This is a genomic window from Pseudomonas sp. S3(2024) (assembly GCF_036861315.1).
GTDB classification, from domain to species: Bacteria; Pseudomonadota; Gammaproteobacteria; order Pseudomonadales; family Pseudomonadaceae; genus Aquipseudomonas; species Aquipseudomonas putida_A.
The window spans coordinates 60168-72970 of record NZ_JAZAQQ010000007.1 but is presented as its reverse complement, the minus strand read 5'-3'; the positions used below and the strand labels follow the sequence as shown (position 1 = coordinate 72970).

Annotated in this window: 14 protein-coding genes and 1 pseudogene; 5 read left to right on the top strand and 10 right to left on the bottom strand. The window is 53.7% G+C overall.

The genetic code is table 11. From position 1 onward, the window contains the following. Positions 1–124 precede the first annotated feature (124 nt). On the bottom strand, positions 125–1234 hold the full coding sequence (gene rimI, locus VLA07_RS18530) for a ribosomal protein S18-alanine N-acetyltransferase (RefSeq protein ID WP_333990335.1): 1110 nt from the start codon (positions 1232–1234) through the stop codon (positions 125–127). A gap of 92 nt (positions 1235–1326) precedes the next feature. Between rimI and VLA07_RS18525 the strand changes: the two genes are divergently transcribed. Both VLA07_RS18525 and VLA07_RS18520 read left to right on the top strand, forming a co-directional pair. Then, complete coding sequence (locus VLA07_RS18525) at positions 1327–2901, top strand: RimK family protein (protein ID WP_047597122.1); 1575 nt, start codon at positions 1327–1329, stop codon at positions 2899–2901. A gap of 7 nt (positions 2902–2908) precedes the next feature. Next, positions 2909–3832, top strand: a complete 924-nt coding sequence (locus VLA07_RS18520; protein WP_103367005.1) for a magnesium transporter CorA family protein — start codon at positions 2909–2911, stop codon at positions 3830–3832. A gap of 112 nt (positions 3833–3944) precedes the next feature. Here VLA07_RS18520 and VLA07_RS18515 read toward each other — a convergent pair whose 3' ends face one another. After that, positions 3945–4280: a DUF2834 domain-containing protein gene (locus VLA07_RS18515; protein WP_247267398.1), complete on the bottom strand. Its 336-nt coding sequence runs from the start codon at positions 4278–4280 to the stop codon at positions 3945–3947. 212 nt (positions 4281–4492) lie between these two features. Here VLA07_RS18515 and ilvA point away from each other — a divergent pair. Beyond that, a pseudogene (ilvA, locus tag VLA07_RS18510) lies at positions 4493–5526 on the top strand (threonine ammonia-lyase, biosynthetic); the annotation flags it as partial. A 24-nt stretch (positions 5527–5550) separates the two neighbouring features. Here ilvA and VLA07_RS18505 read toward each other — a convergent pair. Next, on the bottom strand, positions 5551–5856 hold the full coding sequence (locus tag VLA07_RS18505) for an NIPSNAP family protein (protein WP_003225174.1): 306 nt from the start codon (positions 5854–5856) through the stop codon (positions 5551–5553). 21 nt (positions 5857–5877) lie between these two features. Continuing rightward, on the bottom strand, positions 5878–6363 hold the full coding sequence (eco, locus tag VLA07_RS18500; RefSeq protein ID WP_096796565.1) for a serine protease inhibitor ecotin: 486 nt from the start codon (positions 6361–6363) through the stop codon (positions 5878–5880). A gap of 370 nt (positions 6364–6733) precedes the next feature. Between eco and VLA07_RS18495 the strand changes: the two genes are divergently transcribed. Next, on the top strand, positions 6734–7003 hold the full coding sequence (locus VLA07_RS18495) for a DUF1652 domain-containing protein (protein WP_047597127.1): 270 nt from the start codon (positions 6734–6736) through the stop codon (positions 7001–7003). Here VLA07_RS18495 and VLA07_RS18490 read toward each other — a convergent pair. Then, a complete protein-coding gene (locus tag VLA07_RS18490; protein WP_333990328.1) occupies positions 7000–7398 on the bottom strand; it encodes a hypothetical protein in 399 nt (132 codons plus the stop codon). The genes VLA07_RS18495 and VLA07_RS18490 overlap by 4 nt on opposite strands. 90 nt (positions 7399–7488) lie before the next feature. After that, the gene (locus tag VLA07_RS18485) at positions 7489–7758 is read right to left on the bottom strand and encodes a DUF2790 domain-containing protein (protein ID WP_047294637.1); all 270 of its coding nucleotides are present in this window, start codon (positions 7756–7758) and stop codon (positions 7489–7491) included. 490 nt (positions 7759–8248) lie between these two features. Between VLA07_RS18485 and VLA07_RS18480 the strand changes: the two genes are divergently transcribed. Next, positions 8249–8545, top strand: a complete 297-nt coding sequence (locus VLA07_RS18480) for a hypothetical protein (RefSeq protein ID WP_333990323.1) — start codon at positions 8249–8251, stop codon at positions 8543–8545. A gap of 102 nt (positions 8546–8647) precedes the next feature. On the opposite strand, the gene VLA07_RS18475 is transcribed toward VLA07_RS18480, so the two are convergent. The 4 genes from VLA07_RS18475 to VLA07_RS18460 form a co-directional block, all read right to left on the bottom strand. Next, positions 8648–9622, bottom strand: coding sequence for a tetratricopeptide repeat protein (locus VLA07_RS18475; protein ID WP_333990322.1), 975 nt, complete (start codon positions 9620–9622; stop codon positions 8648–8650). Positions 9623–9779: 157 nt separating this feature from the next. Then, positions 9780–10808: a tetratricopeptide repeat protein gene (locus tag VLA07_RS18470; RefSeq protein ID WP_333990320.1), complete on the bottom strand. Its 1029-nt coding sequence runs from the start codon at positions 10806–10808 to the stop codon at positions 9780–9782. Continuing rightward, complete coding sequence (locus tag VLA07_RS18465) at positions 10754–11722, bottom strand: tetratricopeptide repeat protein (protein ID WP_333990317.1); 969 nt, start codon at positions 11720–11722, stop codon at positions 10754–10756. The genes VLA07_RS18470 and VLA07_RS18465 overlap by 55 nt, the downstream gene beginning before the upstream one ends. 5 nt (positions 11723–11727) lie before the next feature. Next, positions 11728–12714: a tetratricopeptide repeat protein gene (locus VLA07_RS18460; RefSeq protein ID WP_333990316.1), complete on the bottom strand. Its 987-nt coding sequence runs from the start codon at positions 12712–12714 to the stop codon at positions 11728–11730. Between the last annotated feature and the right edge of the window lie 89 nt (positions 12715–12803).

Below are 12803 nucleotides of genomic sequence, written 5' to 3'. Positions count from 1 at the left end.
TCAACTGTAGTGAGGGGATTTATCCCCGATGGCCTGTGCAGCAGGCCCTTAAAAATTCAGGAGGGCCCGCTTCGCGCGCAATCGGGGCGGTGCGACGTTTCGCTAAATCCCTCACTACAACGGGTCAGCCAGAGATTTCATTCCGGGCATACAAAACCACCGCCGCCCGCAATTTGCCACGCCCAAACCGGCTCATCTTCTCAAACTCGCCATGGCTGACCGGCACATGCTGGCAGTCCATCGGCTGACGATGCTGACTGTGATCGACGTCGGGATCATGCAGGTACACAAAATCTTCATCGCAATCGGTGACCACCACCCAGTGCGGTGACTTGGAGCGGGTCAGGCGATAGCTGCTGATCAACACCAGAGGCTGCCCGCCATCCTGTAGCAGGCGCGGCAAATCCAGATGGGTGCCAATCTTGCGCTCGATATCGGTCTCTTGCATTTGTGCGCTGAACTCCTCGTGCACCAGGCGCATGACGTCTTTTTTATGCTCATCACGCACGCCGTCGAGGAACAATGGCCCGGCCATACTCAGCTGCAAACGCACCTTAAAACCCCGTCGCCAGGCCGCCAGTGCCAAGCCCTGGGGGCTGCAGCCACCATGGCCGGAGGTCATGAACACCGTGGTCGCTTCACGCCAGATCTGCAATTCCTCACGCCGCTCCAGCAAGCGCTCAGGTTGCAGCGCGCCCATGGCCATCAGCAGGCAAGCCGGGCCACAGGTAAATTCAGTGGTTTGCGGGTAATAGGGCACCTTGATGTTGCGCGAGTCACGGTGCTGAACAATGCGCTTTTCCAGACGCAACGCATCGGCGTGGTCTTCGTAGTAATCGTGAATCAACGCAAAGCGTCGGTAGCCGTTGCGCTCGTAAAGCGCGATGGCGGTGGGGTTGTCGATACGCACTTCAAGGCGCAGGTATGCGCAGTCATGCTCGACGGCGCAGGCCTCGATACGTTGTAGCAACTGTTTGCCCAAACCGCTGCCGCGAGCCTCGCCAGCAATGGCGATCGAGTACAGGCGCGCCAGCGAGGTGCCGCGATGAAACAGCACCAGTGCGTAGCCGAGCAATCGACCGTCAAGCTCGGCCACCAGCAATTGCGCGTGGGCGCGAGTGATCATCCATTGAAAGCTGCGGCTGGTGAGCCGGTCGGTGGTGAAACATTGCATTTCCAGGGCCAGCAGCGCTGGCAGATCTTCAACTACCGCCAAACGAAAAACAGCATTCATATGACCACCGTAAAAGTTGCGTAACGAAACGGGACTTTCGAAAAACTTCGTGCTTAATAGAAATGGTCTTGTTCTCCAACGGATCAATCTCTATGTCAGCGGTACAGGGTCATTGGCGCGAAGTATCCGAGCAAAGTTTGCCGGCGGCAACTTTTTTAAATCCAGCCATCAGAACTTCCAGTCAAGTGTTGATTATCGTCGAACGCAAGGAAGACTGGGCCTCGTACTTTCCCAGCGAGGACATCGTCACAGCTCAGGAATACCTCGAGCAAACCCGTGACAGCGAGCCGGGCAAGCGCGTGCAGGTGATCAACCTGTGCCGCAGCTACAAATACCTCGGGCACGGTTACTACTGCTCGCTGCTGGCTGAAGCCCGCGGCCACAAGGTGATTCCATCGGTGCGCACCATCAGCGAACTGACGAAAAAATCGCTTTACGGTCTGGCGCTGGACGATCTCGATAAAACCCTGGAAAAAGCCCTCAGTCATCATCTGTACAGCGATACCGAAGGTTTCACCTTGACTCTTTACTTCGGCAAGACTCATATCGAGCCGCTGCAGGATCTGGCTCGACAGTTGTTTGAAGTGTTCCCGTGTCCGATTCTGTTAGTTGAGTTTCGACGAACTAACGGTTGGCACATTGAGGGCATAAAGTCCGGCGCGCTGCACAAGTTGCGTGATGACCAAGAAGATCAGTTCGCCAATGCGCTGGACGGCTTCAGCCGTAAAGTCTGGCGAGCGCCACGCTCGCCGCAAGTGGCGCGTTACGACCTGGCGATCCTGCACGATCCGCAGGAAGCCTTGCCGCCATCCAACGCCAAGGCACTGGAGAATTTCGTCCGGGTCGGCAAGCGCATGGGCATCGATGTCGAGCTGATCGAACGCAAGGATTACGCGCGGATCGCCGAGTACGACGGCTTGCTGATCCGCGAAACCACCAGCGTCGACAACCACACCTATCGCTTCGCGAAAAAAGCCGAAAGCGAAGGGCTGGTGGTCATGGATGATCCGACGTCGATCCTGCGCTGCACCAACAAGGTCTACCTGACCGACCTGCTCAACAGCCACCAACTGGGCATGCCCGCCACGGAAATTCTCTACAAGGAACGACCGGAAGACTTCGAGCGGGTCGGCGAACGCCTCGGTTTTCCGCTAGTGCTGAAGATCCCCGATGGCTGTTTTTCTCGCGGAGTGATCAAGGTTGAAAGCCAGCAGGCGCTGCTTGAAGCCACCGCTGAACTGTTCGAACACTCGGTGTTGCTGCTGGCTCAGGAGTTTTTCTATACCGAGTACGACTGGCGCATCGGCGTGCTCAACCGCAAACCGATCTTCGCCTGCCAATACTTCATGTCCAAGGGACACTGGCAAATCTACAACCACAAAGCCAAGGGCCAGGACATCAACGGCGAGTGTCGCACCCTGGCCGTGCACGAGGCGCCGCGAGCGGTGGTGGAACTGGCGGTCAAGACCGCCAACCTGATCGGCGATGGCCTCTACGGCGTGGACCTGAAACAGGCCGGCGACAAAGTGGTAGTAATCGAGGTCAACGACAACCCCAACCTCGATGCCGGTATCGAAGACGCCTACTTGCAGGACGATCTGTATTCACTGGTGCTGGAAGAGTTCGTGCGACGGCTGGAGCTCAAACGTCGCGGCCAGGCCTGGTGACGCGCCGATGATCAGCAGTTTCGCATTGAGTCATGGCGCGCTTCAGCGGGTCGAGCGGCTGGACGCCGAGGTGATGCTGTTCAGCAATCCCGATGCTGCCGAGCGCGATTTGCTGCACAGCCACTACAAGGTCGACGAACACGCGCTGGCCTCGGCGCTGGACCCGGACGAGGTCTCGCGAATCGAGTTTCACCCCGATCATTTATTCCTGATCTGGAAACGTCCGGAAAACTATTCCGGCGGTGGCAGCCTGGCGTTTGAAGTGTCGTCCTGTGGCCTGCTGTTTGCGCCCGGGCAACTGCTGGTGATCGCCACCGACGACACGCCGCTGCACGGCATCGGCACACGCCAACCGCTCAATGCACCGCTGGATGTGTTGCTCGATCTGCTGTTCAACAACATCCACCATTACCTTGGCCACCTCAAGGTGATCAAACTGGTGGCCCGCGAGCTGCAACAGAAATTCAACGCCTCGATGCAGAACCAGCACCTGGTGCAGATGTTCAACCTCAGCGAAAGCCTGATCTATTACATCAACGCCCTGCACAGCAACGGCGCGGTGCTGACGCGGCTGCGCAATCATGCGGAAAAACAGCATTTCGGCAGCGAGGCGATCGGGCTGATCGACGACCTGATCATCGAGAATAACCAGTGCTACAAGCAGGCGGAGATCTACTCCACGGTGTTCTCGGGGCTGATCGATGCGCGCGGCAATCTGATGAACAACAGCATGAACAACCTGCTGCGCAAACTGACGTTGATCAACGTGGTGTTTCTGCCGTTGAACCTGATTGCGAGCATTGGCGGGATGTCGGAATTCAGCATGATGACGGCGGGCACGCCGTGGTGGATTTCATACCCGCTGTTTCTGCTGGTGATGTTGTTGGGGGCGGGGGGGATGTTGTTTGGGTTGCGGCGGCTGGCCAAATAATCAATGGTGACTTTGCCGACGCCATCGCGAGCAGGCTCACTCCTACAATTTGATTCTCTGTAGGAGTGAGCCTGCTCGCGATGGCGTATTCAGCAACAACGGAAAACCCGGATCAGCTCACCGGGTCCGCCGCCGCGACCTTCCGGCGCTCCCGAACCCCACGCACCACCAGATACAACAACGGCCCAATCGACACAAACACCGCCGTCAGCAACAGATACGGCACCACCGACCAGACCGACATCCCCCGCGCTCGCGCATCCTTGACCATCCACAACCCGGCCAGCGTCGCCAGCAGATACAGATCAATCACCACCTGCGCTGTGTCCGGACGCGACATCAGGCTGAGGCCGAAGTCGATCAACGACTGTTCGGCCTGGAGCATCACCGATACGGTGTAGCCAGTAAACGCAATCAACGCAGTGAGGGGCAGGGCGACAGACATCATGCATTCCTTCCTTGGGTGATGAGCATAATCGCCAGCCTAACTTGGCATCCGCAAATAAGCCATTGACTCGCCGGTCGCCGCCGGGCTAATTTCAGGCCCATGACTTCCACCGTATCGCGCTGCCAGCCAAGCATTATTACCGCCATTCCTCATTTGGCGGGCTAGCTCACGACTGCAGCACCCAACCCGCCCTAGAGGCGGGTTTTCATTTTCTGTCTCCGGGGTCTGATCAAAACGTCAGGAGACGATCATGCCGCACAGCCCCGACCAGCAAGCCCTGCTTGAGCAGTACGTGAAAAGGATCCTCGCCGCGCCGGTCTACGACATTGCCGTGCGCACGCCGTTGCAGGCGGCGCCGGCGCTGTCCGAGGCGCTGGGCAACCGGGTCCTGCTCAAGCGCGAAGACCTGCAACCGACGTTCTCCTTCAAGATCCGTGGCGCCTACAACAAGCTGGTGCAATTGAGCGATGCGCAGAAAGCACGCGGGGTGATCACCGCTTCGGCGGGCAATCATGCGCAGGGCGTAGCGCTGGCGGCGCGGGAGCTGGGGATCGCGGCGACCATCGTCATGCCCTCGACCACCCCCGAACTCAAGGTGCTTGGGGTGCGAAGTCGGGGCGCCGAGGCGCTGCTGCACGGCGAGAGTTTTCCGTTTGCCCTGGCTCATGCGCTGCAACTGGCCGAGCAGACCGGGCGCACCTTTGTCTCTCCATTCGACGACCCGGACGTGATCGCCGGCCAAGGCACGGTGGCCATGGAAATCCTCCGTCAGCATCAGGGGCCGCTGGATGCGATCTTCGTTCCGGTCGGTGGGGGCGGGCTGATCGCCGGCATCGCGGCGTACGTCAAATACCTGCGACCGGAGGTACGGATCATCGGTGTCGAATCGGAGCATTCGGCCTGCCTGAAGGCGGCGCTGCAGGCGGATGCGCGCGTTGTGTTGCCCAGTGTCGGAACGTTCGCCGATGGCGTGGCGGTGGCGCAGATCGGCGCTTATGGTTTTGAGGTGTGCCGGTTCTGCGTGGACGAGGTGGTCACCGTCAGCAATGACGAGTTGTGCGCGGCGATCAAGAATATCTACGACGATACCCGCTCGATCACCGAGCCTTCCGGGGCATTGGCGGTGGCCGGCATCAAGCAATACGTGGCGCGCAGCGGTGTTCGCGAGCAGACCTTCGTCGCGATCGACTCGGGTGCGAATATCAACTTCGACAGCCTGCGCCATGTCGCCGAGCGCGCCGCGTTGTGCGGCGTCCCGGCGTGATACCGCTCAGGGCAGCAATGGGCGCAGGAAACTGCGCTCGTAGCTGACGATGAATTTCTTCTGCACCAGTGATTCCACCAGCGCCGTGCTTTCCGGGTCGGTCAGCGCGATGTGCCGGTAGCTTTCGTAATCGGCCAGCGAAGGAAAGCTGAACAGGCAATAAGCGATGTTGCTCGCGCCCTCGGAGGGCAGGAAATAGCCGTGATGCGTGCCGCCCAAGCGCTCGACGATGCCCAGCCAGGCCTTGGCGTAGGCCTCGAATTCGGTCAGTTGGTACGGATCGATCACGTATCGCACATGGCAGGTAATCACGTTTGGCGCTCCCTGTTCAGGTCATTCCGCAATAGCAGTGCCGACCTTGTCCGAAGCCGACCAGATGCGATAGCGCACCTCTACATCTTTCGGGGCGTAGATCACCAGTGGCAGCTTGCTGTTGTAGCGCAGCATGAAGCCGTCACCGACAACCGGGACAAAGGCGCGTTTCTTCGCGGTGCCGGGTGGGCAGGCCATCAGCGTGCTCATCGGGCCAATGACTTTTTCCAGGCGGTAGAACGGATAGCCCCAGCCTTCGAGGTTTTTCTCGTCCAGAGCGCCGCCCAGGCGCTGGCGATTGCAGTCGACTTCCAGGGTTTTGCCGGCGAGCACTTCAACCTGGAAGTTCTCCTCCTGATCCTGTTTGGGCAGGTAGATGACTTGGCGGGTGAAGCCGTTTTCCGCTTTGGGATACGGCGCGACGTCTTCGAGTTTGGCCGCGTGGGCGAGGGTAGACAGGCCGGCAACGAGCAGACCGATTGTCGCGCGAGCGCGTAAAGAACCCATGAAAGCCTCCTGGCGGGTGTAGGGTGGATGTCGGGCATTCTCACTGTCATCAGCGATGAATGCAAACCGGCGTCGACTTGCAAATTGCAGTGCTCGGGAAGGTCAATCTTGCATTTTGCAACTGGCCAACTGCTGGCCACCGTGCCAAGTGCTTGATTTCATGAGGGTCGAAATGACCCGATGAAAGGCACGTTTTATGCGTCGCTTTGGTGCAGCGCACCGGCTTCGGGCGCCTACACTCCAATGGGCATTTCGCAGTACAACCGTTTGCCGCACCAGGGAATCAGCGGGGACACACCCGTGCAGGGGCAGCAAAAGTGGTCAACGTGAAGAGTTGATTGGCAGTTTCATCAATAAGGAGAGGTTCATCATGTTTCTGTCTGCCTTGGAACTACGCAATATCATTGAAAGCAGTTTTCTGCCTAAACGCTGCCAGTGCACGCTGTCGCCAGACCTGTCGATGACCGTCAAGGTATTCGGCGATCACCAGACTGACCAGGTTGATTTGCACGTCAGCGGTATCGATGCCAGCCATCTCAATGGCTGTCGCGAGATCAACGATCTGATTGCCGGCCTGCGCTCGGATCTGGCGCAACAAACCACACCACAGCATTACAGTCCTCGCTCCAGAGCGCTTTAACTCACCGTTTCACCCAGTTCGACCGTCACGCGCCGGGCCTGCACAAAGCCTAGGCCCAGCGCGAACTCGACCAGCACCGCGAGCAGAATCCCGGGGCCGGCGTGGCCGTTCAGCCATTCGCCAAAACCCAGTACCGCCAGACCAAAACAACCGACGATAAACCCGTTACTCAGGGCATTGCGCCCCAGCGACGGCGGCGCGCTGCGCACCAGATAAAACATCACCCCCAACGCTGCAAACAGCACCGCACTGCGTCGCGCTACAAAACCGGCAGCGCTCGAATACTCAATGCTCCAGATCGCCAGAAACACCTGCGGGAAAAAGCCCCAAGCCAGCGCCAGCACGAAACACAACAAAGATGTGATGAACGACAACGTGCGAAACGACAACTGCATGGCGAGTCCTTGCGGCAGTGAGAAGTGACCCCGAGCATAACCCGCGAACCCTTCACCGCCTACCGCAAAGCCGCAAATCAGAGCCTTCTGTCAGTTCTGGAAGTTGCAGGCGTCAGACATTTTCCGATAGGTGATTTCCGCCGGCTTGCCTGCATTGTCGATGTACTTCATGTCAGCGGTGATGACCTTGCACTGCTGAGTCTGTGGCTCGGTCAGCGAGATCACTTTGTTCACATGCAATGGCATGCCGTACTGGTAAGGAACGGGCTGGGTAGCAGCGTTGGTGTCATTGGCCTGAGCCAGCCCGGCGAATGCGCTGCAGGCGAGGGCGGAGGTGAGCAATAGCGTGCGAATGTTCATGAATCGGACTCCCGTGCGACGGAATAAGCGTTCGGCGCCATACAGCCGAACCTGCCGCACTCGGCGTCAGCCAGGAGCTGAGGTGTGCGGTTCAGTACAGTCTTGGACTGCGGCGTTAAGTGATGGTTAACCTGGCTGAACGCGGCTGTCTGGCAGAGGGATGATTTCTCGGGGATGCGGAGCCGATTCCTACAAGGGGTGATGCCTTGTCTGCTTTCGGCGGCGGGAGCGGGGCGGGTATGGTTTGGCGTCGCTGCAAAATCAGCGATTCGGGTTTGGTCACCTGAGCACGACACCATTGCAGATGTGCCATCATTTGCGCTGCGGACTTCTATGTCTTTGCAGTGCGCTGTTATGGCGGCTGTGTGCAGGGCGCCTTCGGGCGAGCTGAGTTTTGGCGTTGTCTCAGTTGACCAATCCTGCATGCGGCCGCCTCCCACTGTTTGGTCACGGTACTGGCGGTTACTTTCTAAAATATCGAGTAATCAAAATGCCAACACTAAATCCGCTCCCAAACCGCTATCACCCGCTCAACAGCGGCGTCACCGACAGCGCGCCAATGGTCATCGACACCCAAGCTAACCCCCAAGACATACTCGAGTCCGCCGTCCAGCGCATCCGGGCCTGCAGCGACCTGCTCGAAACCCTGCATTGCATGTGCTTCCGCCATGGTGATGTTCAGGACATTCCACACATTACCCATGCGCTGTACTTGCTGGCGCAGGACGGCAATGATTTGCTGCAGGTGGCACAGCAGCAGATGCTGGATTGGAAGGCGCCGGCTTGATGCCTTGAATGAGAACGGGAGTAGGATCGCGTTGGACGAACCTCACGCTATCTACTCCTCCCGTTTGTATGATTCTCGTGCCCTTGTATTCGTATAAACAAGCTAACGGCTTAGCTTGTCAGGGAAGAAGGACAGGGGAGGGTGAATGGATAGCCATTTTTTTGATTGCTCTTTAGCTTCTAATATTTGCGAAGGGGTCAACTTGGAAGCAATGAGGGGAAGCTTGTATTTAACATTTTCCTGCATTCCGCCCCCGCCATCCAAGCTACTTAGAGAAAAAATAAGCGAGTATCCCTTTACAGGATCATACGGAAAGCCATAGGTGTCGGGCTCGTGAGCCAAGTATGAACCGTATCCATATACGGACTCTGCGTAGCCTGATACTGCGGCTTGCTCATTCCAATGTCGGAAGCCTTCAATATCTCCTTTCTCAAAAAGAAGAGCAGCCAACTCCATCATTGATCTAGGGTTGCCGCCTTCAGCTGAAAGTTTGTACCATTTTTCAACTGCCTCACTTCGCTTCCATGGTAGCAAAAATCCCTCACCTTGCTTAAGTGAAGTGGCAAGCCAGTATTGTGCAAGAGCATTTCCTGAAGTTGCAGATCGTTCTAGCCAAGTATCATCTAGAGTGATTTCATACATTATGTACATCGCTTCTGCGTCGCCAGCATTTGCTTTTTGTTGGGCTAATTGTTTTGCTTGGTTTAACCACTCTATTACCGGCTTCTGCGAAGGAGAGCAGTCGTTAGAGATTTCGCACATGTCATGCTCAATACGGCCCAATTGGATCATGGCATAAAGATCGTTCTGACCTGCTGACGCTTCATACCATTTCTTTGCTTCCTTATTCATGTAATGATTTTTCTTACGAAGAGCCTCACCTAAATAATATTGAGCTTCGTGGTCGCCCGCTTCTGCAGCGGTTGTTAAGAACGGGATTGCTGAGGTGGCTTTGTATTGATTGTATAGATTTATGCCTTGTTGTTTTGCGGAGATTTGGTTCGGCGTTATCTGGGTGTTTGCGTGACAGCCAAGTGGCAGCAGTAATAATAAAGTGAAAATTATTCTGGTTGTCATGAGTATTCTGCGTGATATTTTATTTTGCTCCTTCAGATTCCCGGGTCGGAACTGTATGGGTTGCTAAAAGGAGGTAATAAAAATGATTGTAAGTTGGCAGGAAATGCAGGCGGCCTACAATCCATAAATATTTCGAGAAGTCTATAAATAATCTGAATTAATTGCCAAGCTTGTCTGGAAAAAAAGAAAGTGGTGGATGAGTGGCTTTCCAGTCTTTTGCCACTTCTAGTGACTTTTCAGTTTGTTCTGATGTCATTTTTTCGCGTATTTCCTCACTTTTTCTCTCAACATATCTCCCGATTCCGCCACTGTCCTCAAGCTCCTTAAGAAGCGTGAATAGCGCATAACCTTTGACCAAGTCTAGTGGGTAGCCTATTTTGTCTGGTGTATGCGCTATGTAGGCGCCGTAATTGCTTATGGCGGCTTGATCGCCAGTCGCTGCTGCAGTTTCAAGCCAGTGGCGCATGCCTACGACATCTCCTTCTTCAAATAAAATTTGTAGATAATCCATCATTGCTTTTGGGTGTCCGCCCTCAGAAGAAAGTAGTAGCCATTTTTTGATAGAGGCCTCGCGTTTTCCAGGAATCAAGAAAAAACCTTCACCTTGGCGTTCGCTTACAGCCATCCAATATTGTGCAGTCGGATATCCCGCATTTGCGGATTTTTCTAGCCACTCACGATTAAGAGTGATCTCATACATCAGATATAGGGATTCAGGATCACCTTTTTGTGCTTTTGGCAAAACTAGCTCATTAGCTAGTTCAAACCATTCTGCTTGTGTTTTTTTTGATGGTGAGCAGTCGCGTATTTCTTGGCAGGGTTCACTTTTGAATCGTCCCAGTTGGATTATTGCATATACATTGTTATTTTCTGCTGCGGACTCATACCAGTGAAGTGCCTCTGGAGTCATGTAGCCATTACGTTTTCGAATAGCCTCACCCAAGTAATATTGCGAGGTTGTATTTCCAGATTTTGCTTCTTTTTCTAATGCGGGAAAAGCTGCGTCGATTTTTAGTTGGTTATATAGGACTACGCCCGGCGAGATTACTTGTTCTTGCTGTTTTAATGGGGTGGCTTTACAGATGGTAAAAAGTGAAGCAGCTAATAGAAATGTTAACGCTTTCATCAAAATCAGCGACTTAGTTTGTCTGGAAAAAACGAAAGTGGCGGATGAGATTTCTTCCATTGAATGGCAAAGTTTTCCGCTTCTTTTATTTGCTGAGAGGTCATTTTTTCTGCGATTTCCGGAAGAACTTCCTCGACGTAGACCTGCACGTTGCCCCCGCCATCAAGATCTTTTAAAAGCGAAGTGATAGCGTAACCTTTAACCAAGTCTAGTTCGAAGCCAAATCGTTCGGGAGCATGCGCTAAATAAGCACCGTAACTGCTCACGCCGCTTTTGTATCCTTTCTCAGTCGCTACTTTTATCCAATGCCGAGCAACTTTAAGATCACCTTCATTCTCATAAAGGTAAGCGGCATACTCCATCATGGCTCGAGGATTTCCTCCTTCTGCGGATGCTTTAAACCAATTTCCCACTGCCTCCTTACGTTTCCAGGGAAGTAAGAAGCCCTCACCTTGCTTGTCACCAATTGCCATCCAGAATTGTGCATCTGGATTGCCGGCATTTGCAGACTTTTCTAACCAATCACGATTCAATGTAATTTCATACATTACGTACATGGCCTCCGCGTCACCTTTTTCTGCCAAAGGTTCCGCAAGCGCACGAGCATTTTTCAGCCAGTCGACAGGAGGTTTACCGGAATCAGGGCAATTACTCATTACTTTGCAAAGATCGTTGCCACTCCGCCCCAACTGAATCATGGCATATAAATTTTCTTGCGCAGCAGCGGCCTCATACCATTCTTTAGCTTCTGAAGTCATGTAGCGATTGCGCTTTCGAAGAGCCTCTCCTAAATAGTATTGTGATTCCGAGATTCCCGACTGTGCTTCTTTTTTTAGTTCAGCTATAGCAGAGTCTATTTTTAGCTGGTTGTATAAAGTTATTCCCTTGCTAAATCCGTTTTCTTGTGCTGCGACTGCGCACGTTTCGGTGAGCGCAGAAATAACTATCGCTAAGATCCGAAAATATACGCTCACTAAAATTAATATCCTAGCTTGTCAGGGTAGAACGAGAGAGGCGGGTGGTTGGCCTTCCACGTTTTTGCGAGGTCTTTCGCTATTTCTATTTGTGCTTTTGACATGTTTTTTTCTATATCGGGGAAGGTGTCATTGACGTCTCGTATTACATTGCCTCCGCCATTAAGTTCCAGCAGGTTTGACAGTAAAGCATGTGATTTTATCGGGTCGAATACGAAGCCGTATTTTGAGTTCTCTTCGCCTATGTAGGATGCATATCCAAATACACCTTCTACGAAGCTCGACTCAGCTGCTTTTTCGTTCCAGCTTCTGAACGAGGCTAAATCTTTTTTTTCGATCATGATCGCGGCTAACCCCATCATCGCAGGTGAGTAACCATTTTCCGCAGAGGCCTTCATCCATCGTTCGATAGCTTGGTTGCGCCTAGAGGGTAGTAAAAATGAACCACTTCCTTCCTGGTATTTAGTCGCCAGACGGAACTGTGCAAATGCGAATCCGTTCTCTGCTGATTTCTCCAACCAGTCATCGTTCCCTGTCATTTCATATAACAGGTACATTGATTCGCTATCTCCCTGCGTTGATCGTTGAGTTGCAAGGCTTTTAGCTTTGATTACCCAACTGCTAGGAGATTCTTCACCCGGTGGACAGTTTTTCATGGTTGAACACAAGTCGTCTCCAATTCTCCCGAGGCGAATCATAGAGTAGATATTCCCCTTTCTTGCGGAACTTTCATATGCTTTTTTAGCTTCCGGAGTCATGAAGCGGTTGTTTTTTCTTAATGCCTCACCCAGATAATAAAGTGCTTCATCATCACCGCCTTCGGCCGCTATTTTGAGTGGTTCGATTGCAGAAATAGCCTTGTATTGATTGTAAAGTTCAATACCTTTTTTTTTGGCTTCTTCTTGCTGCTGGGTGAGAGCGGCATTCGCAGTGTTGCAGAGCAATATGAAGAAAATACAAAGAGAGGTGTTGAATAATTTTATAAATTTCAATTTGGTTTGCTCGCTGGAGCTGAGTATCTTGCTGACGATTTTGGTATGTAGCTGTTTTCGTGCTTACACAGTATTTTTCTAAAATGCGT

Coding starts and splice junctions, on each gene's coding strand:
- rimI (WP_333990335.1), bottom strand. CDS start 1,234: ATGAATGCTGTTTTTCGTTTGGCGGTAGTTGAAGATCTGCCAGCGCTG.
- VLA07_RS18525 (WP_047597122.1), top strand. CDS start 1,327: ATGTCAGCGGTACAGGGTCATTGGCGCGAAGTATCCGAGCAAAGTTTG.
- VLA07_RS18520 (WP_103367005.1), top strand. CDS start 2,909: ATGATCAGCAGTTTCGCATTGAGTCATGGCGCGCTTCAGCGGGTCGAG.
- VLA07_RS18515 (WP_247267398.1), bottom strand. CDS start 4,280: ATGATGTCTGTCGCCCTGCCCCTCACTGCGTTGATTGCGTTTACTGGC.
- eco (WP_096796565.1), bottom strand. CDS start 6,363: ATGGGTTCTTTACGCGCTCGCGCGACAATCGGTCTGCTCGTTGCCGGC.
- VLA07_RS18495 (WP_047597127.1), top strand. CDS start 6,734: ATGTTTCTGTCTGCCTTGGAACTACGCAATATCATTGAAAGCAGTTTT.
- VLA07_RS18490 (WP_333990328.1), bottom strand. CDS start 7,398: ATGCAGTTGTCGTTTCGCACGTTGTCGTTCATCACATCTTTGTTGTGT.
- VLA07_RS18485 (WP_047294637.1), bottom strand. CDS start 7,758: ATGAACATTCGCACGCTATTGCTCACCTCCGCCCTCGCCTGCAGCGCA.
- VLA07_RS18480 (WP_333990323.1), top strand. CDS start 8,249: ATGCCAACACTAAATCCGCTCCCAAACCGCTATCACCCGCTCAACAGC.
- VLA07_RS18475 (WP_333990322.1), bottom strand. CDS start 9,622: ATGACAACCAGAATAATTTTCACTTTATTATTACTGCTGCCACTTGGC.
- VLA07_RS18470 (WP_333990320.1), bottom strand. CDS start 10,808: ATGGAAGAAATCTCATCCGCCACTTTCGTTTTTTCCAGACAAACTAAG.